Genomic DNA, 4,853 nt, shown 5'->3' on the forward strand with positions numbered 1-4,853 from the left:
TCATCCTGGAAACAGGGGTTCGAATCCCCTAGGGGACGCTTGACCGTTGGTCACCAGACCAACGGTCTTTTTATGCGCCAACCGCGATTCCGGGGCCACCAAGTCGTTTTCAGTCGTACCGGTGGATTCTTCAAGTGTGACAACTTGGGACAGGTTTTGACCGCTGCGGACCCGCTTTTGTGTCCCTATGTGTGTCCCTGACAGTTCGAAGCGAGGCAGCTTCGCCACGATCCCGGCCACAGGCATGTGATCGGCATGAACGTAGCGAGCGACCTGGCTCGGCGTCTTGTGCCCGGTGAAGGCCTGCAGAATGGAGCCGCCCGCACCCGTGGCACCGCCCCAGGTACAGGCGGTATGCCGGAGCGCGTGAAAATCGAACTTGTGCCCGCGACTGTCCACGAACGGGATACCGGCCGCGATAAGGTGCTGCTTGAATACCTTGTTGCAGGTGCGTGGCAGGAGGCCGGCGAACACGCGGGCCCGCGGCTTCACGTCGGCCGGCCGGAGGTTCCGCAACTCGTCGATGACGTCGAGATGCAGGTGCACCGTCTGCTCGGTGCGGTTCTTCGCCAGACGTGCCGGCAGTTCGATACGCGGTATGTCGCCATCAAGAAACACGTCGCTCCATTGCAGGGCGTAAAGCGCCCCGCGACGCAGGCAGGTAAGCGCCGCCGTGAGGTAGACCACCCGCCGCTCGCCGGCCACGTCCAGCAGCCGCTGGAACTGCTCGGGCGAGATGGCCCGACGCTTCACCCGCTCCTTGCCGCGTGCATCGACTCGGCCGACGCGGGCAAGCGGATTGCGTGCAATCAACTCGCGCGACGCCAGCCACTTGAGCAGGCCGCTGATCGCTGCGAGATATTCGTTTTGCGTCTTGGCCCCCATCGCCTTCTGCTGTGATCGCCAGGCGTCGAACGACTCCGGCGTCACGTCCCGCACCAACCGCCAGCCGCATTCAGCGAACAGACGTTCGTTGCGGTTCTCCAGGTGCTCGACGTATTGGCGATTGTGCCCCTGGGACTTGTGCTTGCGGATGAAGTCGGCCAGGTGATCGAGCAGCGGACGCTGCGCCGCTGAAACCTCCCGCTCGGGCAGCACCAGGCCCGCCCGTTCCCGCTCGGCTTGGTTCACGATGGCCTTGAGCTTTTCCGCCGCGACGCGTTTGTCTGTCACGCCCAGGGCGACCGTCTGCACCTGCCCTTGCCCTTCAAGGCGATATCGACCGGTGTAGGTGCGATCCTGCACCGCCCGCCCGTTTCGCTTCCGCTTGCGTCGCAGGACGTACATGATCATCGGCCACGCCCCCGCTTGAGCCGTTCCAGATACGTCTGCACGTCTGACTCGAACAGGCACGAACGCCCGCCCACCTTCACCGGTGCCGGCAACTCGCCGCGTTGCACCAGGCGACGCACACCACGCACGCAGATCCCGCCGAGGCGATCGGCCACGTCCTTGAGTTTCATCAGTCGATCGTTGAAAGCTTCCCCGGACATCATTTACTTACTCCCTCGCTTTTTCTTCTGGCGTGCTTTTCCACGCTCAGCTTCCACCCGCAGCTTCCCGACTTCTTCTTCCGTGAGCTGTTCGCCCACCAGGCGCGCCAGGGCCATCGTGATCTTGGGCGACTCGGTGAGCAGTTGTGCGATCACCCGATTGACCGGACTTTCCATGTCGGAGAGAAATTTTTCCTCATCCGCGACGCCATGCCGTACAATCCGCTCAATGAGTGTGGACCGGGCCTCGTCTCGCGCCTCCGCAATCGCGTCCAGCCGCTGCACGAGTTCCGGATCCATCGAAATGCTGAATTTGTCTTTTGGTTCTGGCATGGTGACCTCGATCATACCATAGTCACCTCCTCTGTCAAGAACGAATCTACTAGGCGCATCATCATGTTCAAAGACAAAGAGGAATTCTTTCGCGAGATTCTAAGCGACACTCTTACCGCAATTGACGTGCTGCACGAGGACAGAACCAGTAGTTTTAATCGCCGCATGTTCGTCCGTGCAATCTTCGCAGGTGCAGAGGGTATTACACACCTTCTAAAAACGTGGTCGCTCGGTTTCGCGAACGAAAATCCTGGTCAATACACTATTGGGGAAATTGCGCTATTACGTGAAGAATCCTACGAGTTGGATCGTACAGGAACAAAAGTCAAAAGCCGTTCCAAGTTTGTGCCTACAGCCAAGAACTTTCGCTTTGCAGTTGTTAGTTTTATGAAGTTTGATCCAGATTTTAAATTCGACTCAGGCGGCCAAGGATGGGAATCATTCAAGGAAGCGTTGGCCATACGGAACAGAATTACCCATCCGAAAAAAGTCAGCGACCTTCAAATTGACGATGATGAATTGGACACATGCATAGATGCGCACCAGTGGCTTATACATTCAAGTTTCGCATGCTTAATCGACTACATGAAACATCTTTACAAACATTCGGCCTCTGCAGGGATACGACGCGAAATGCCAGATCAGCTACGGGAGCTGGAACGCTCGCTCAGTCGATTACGTAACTCGGATCAGTCATCATGACGCATGTTCTAAACATTCGCGGGTTCCCACTCTAACTATCGTTTCATTCTGTTCGCAAACCATCTTCCATCCATCACATAATTCAGTTAACCGATGCTGATATTCACTTTCGATACGAGCCGAAAGGCCATGAGCATGCAACCACACATTCACCCGATCCACTACGTGCCGGCTCGCTTCGTTGAGCACCGCGATGACCTTCTCGCTGCGTCCAACAGCATTTTCGAACACACGCCGCCGCAAGGTGCCGGGAATCAGACCCGACTGAATCGCGAGCATGACGTGCTCCGCCTTCGCACTCAGACGGCCCAGCCAACGCCCCCCATGGATCACCTTGCACATGAGCCCACTCGCGGCGCACCGTTTGAAGATCGACTCCAGGGGCCGCTTGCGTTGCTCGCGTCGCCAGCGTGGTTCGCGTCGCTCGGGCAGCAGGCCCGTCAACCGTAGCAGCTCATTCGCCGCTTTGGAGAAGCCCACCAGGCGGAACAGCTTTCGCTCACCGATCCACGGCGGAATCGCCGGCCACGGCTTGACCAGGTACTTGGCGATGTAGCCGACGATGCCCGACTTGCTGCGCACGAGCTGCGTATCGACGCCCGCCGGCTGGCTGATAGACCAGCGTTCGCACCAGCACTCCCGCACCGCCGCATTGAACGCCCGGAGGTCGGCGAAGCCGGGGCGCGTCTCAAAGCGCGTGCCGGCCAGGTCGGCCAGGATATGCCAGTGAATCCAGCCGTCGCCGCTCTTGGTCTGCACCTCCGCAACGCGGGCCCACACCTTCACGCCCAGCCGTTCGGAAAGCAGCCGCGACAGCTTCGGCATCACCTCATCGAAGGCCTGCTCGGGATTCTCGAACTGCGACCGGTCGATCGTCAGCGTGAGCATGACTGCCCGCACCATCGCCGCCACCAGCGCCTCGAACTTGCGCAGGTCGGCGATGCGTTTGCCCGTTCCGCCGTAGGGGTCCAGCTTCCCGCCGCTGTATTCGGGAATGACCATCACGTCATTGTTCGGGTCCAGCAGTTTCAACCCTTGCGGGGATTTGTTTTCTTCTTGGTCAAGACTAAGGCCGCCGCTGCGCGGCGGCAGGGTGGCGGCCATGACGGCCTCGCCATCGCCGAGCAGGGGGCGGCCTGCGACGGTCGGCGTCGGGGCCCCCTCCGCAGGGGGCCCCTCCCCGCCGCCGTCCGTCGAGCCCGCCGCTGTCGTGGGTGGGCGCTTGCTCATGGCTGCACCCTCCCGCAGCTCGTGCAGCCAGGGCGCAACCAACCAGGCACGCCACGTCCACCGAACAGCCGATCCTGCAACGCGCAGAACGTCCGCCGCCAGGTCGGGCGGTTGGCGATGACCCACTTGCGACGATTCGGGGCGTGGTGCCGCTTCTTCGCCCGGCCCAGGTAGACGCACAGCTCGCCGCCGTGTGCGTCGCGCAGATGAACCTCGATGCAGCGGGCTCGCCCAGCCATCTCGGCCCCGCGATAGCCGGCCAGTTCGGCCGACTCCAACAGCAACGGCAGCACGGCATGTGCGAAATCCAGATCGTCCTCGGCACTGGGCCGAGGCGGTAGTGATGTGCTATCCTTCATCTAACAGGCTCCTTCTTAGTAAGGGGTTTCTGCACCGCCGCCCGCTTCCCGTCGCCGCCAAGCTGAACAGGGAACGAGCGGCTTTTTCATGGACTCAAATCAACGTTTGTGAACACGTCACCGGCGTCGGGCCGGCCTGCGGTCAGTCGCTCGCCTGGCGGCTCCCTCCCTCCGGCCTCGATGGGGCCCCTGCCGTCTGGCTGCGTGTCCTCGCCCGCCGCAGAGCCGGCGGGCTGCGGGCCTTGCCCCTGCGGGCCGGCTTCGCCGGCAGCCGGCCCCATCGCCGCCACCTCGTCTTGCAGCTTCACCACCGCCAAGGCCTGGCGCACCAGATCGCCGATGGGCTCGGGCTCGTGGTCGTCAGTGCATCGTTCGAAGATGTGCCGGCCGATGGCGCACAGCTCGCGCCGGTTGCCCGCCGCGTCGGTGATGGTTCGCCAGGGCATGAGATCGCCCGCCGGGTCGTACACTCGACAGCTCATGGCTTGCCTCTTTCCCGTGCAGCGCGCACGACAGCCAGGACAGACGCCCGATCGCTCGGCGTCAGCCTTGGCCATGCTTCGATGAGTTGTGAAAGTTCGGGATCGTCCGCGAGAGCTGCGGGCGGTTGTGTCCCTATGTGTGTCCCACCTTCGCCGCCTGCGTCAGAATTGCGTTTATAGCGGGGTTCGAATCCCCTAGGGGACGCTTGCAAGTCGTTGACAGTAAGCGACTTATCCTGAAAAGAGCCGCAAGT

Annotated in this window: 7 protein-coding genes; 1 reads left to right on the forward strand and 6 read right to left on the reverse strand. The window is 61.5% G+C overall.

Annotation, left to right across the window (positions count from 1 at the left end):
• Genes ACERK3_19550 through ACERK3_19560 form a run of 3 tightly spaced genes read right to left on the reverse strand, consistent with a single transcriptional unit; the run spans nucleotide 1 to nucleotide 1,841 of the window.
• Nucleotides 1-1,293, reverse strand: a complete 1,293-nt coding sequence (locus ACERK3_19550) for a tyrosine-type recombinase/integrase (protein ID MFA9480468.1) — start codon at nucleotides 1,291-1,293, stop codon at nucleotides 1-3.
• Nucleotides 1,290-1,463 (reverse strand): helix-turn-helix transcriptional regulator, encoded by a 174-nt coding sequence (locus ACERK3_19555; GenBank protein MFA9480469.1) that lies wholly within the window; start codon nucleotides 1,461-1,463, stop codon nucleotides 1,290-1,292. The genes ACERK3_19550 and ACERK3_19555 overlap by 4 nt, the downstream gene beginning before the upstream one ends.
• Nucleotides 1,464-1,496: 33 nt before the next feature.
• The gene (locus ACERK3_19560; GenBank protein MFA9480470.1) at nucleotides 1,497-1,841 is read right to left on the reverse strand and encodes a ribbon-helix-helix protein, CopG family; all 345 of its coding nucleotides are present in this window, start codon (nucleotides 1,839-1,841) and stop codon (nucleotides 1,497-1,499) included.
• Nucleotides 1,842-1,889: 48 nt separating this feature from the next.
• Here ACERK3_19560 and ACERK3_19565 point away from each other — a divergent pair, with 48 nt between their 5' ends.
• Nucleotides 1,890-2,528 (forward strand): hypothetical protein, encoded by a 639-nt coding sequence (locus ACERK3_19565; GenBank protein MFA9480471.1) that lies wholly within the window; start codon nucleotides 1,890-1,892, stop codon nucleotides 2,526-2,528.
• On the opposite strand, the gene ACERK3_19570 is transcribed toward ACERK3_19565, so the two are convergent.
• The 3 genes from ACERK3_19570 to ACERK3_19580 form a co-directional block, all read right to left on the reverse strand.
• On the reverse strand, nucleotides 2,523-3,758 hold the full coding sequence (locus tag ACERK3_19570) for a hypothetical protein (GenBank protein MFA9480472.1): 1,236 nt from the start codon (nucleotides 3,756-3,758) through the stop codon (nucleotides 2,523-2,525). The two genes, ACERK3_19565 and ACERK3_19570, sit on opposite strands and share 6 nt — an antisense overlap.
• Nucleotides 3,755-4,117, reverse strand: a complete 363-nt coding sequence (locus tag ACERK3_19575; GenBank protein MFA9480473.1) for a hypothetical protein — start codon at nucleotides 4,115-4,117, stop codon at nucleotides 3,755-3,757. Before ACERK3_19575 ends, ACERK3_19570 begins: the two co-directional genes overlap by 4 nt.
• An 86-nt stretch (nucleotides 4,118-4,203) precedes the next feature.
• On the reverse strand, nucleotides 4,204-4,599 hold the full coding sequence (locus tag ACERK3_19580; protein ID MFA9480474.1) for a hypothetical protein: 396 nt from the start codon (nucleotides 4,597-4,599) through the stop codon (nucleotides 4,204-4,206).
• Nucleotides 4,600-4,853: the final 254 nt, after the last annotated feature.

The sequence above is a fragment of the Phycisphaerales bacterium AB-hyl4 genome (assembly GCA_041821185.1).
Classification (GTDB): Bacteria; Planctomycetota; Phycisphaerae; order Phycisphaerales; family Phycisphaeraceae; genus Natronomicrosphaera; species Natronomicrosphaera hydrolytica.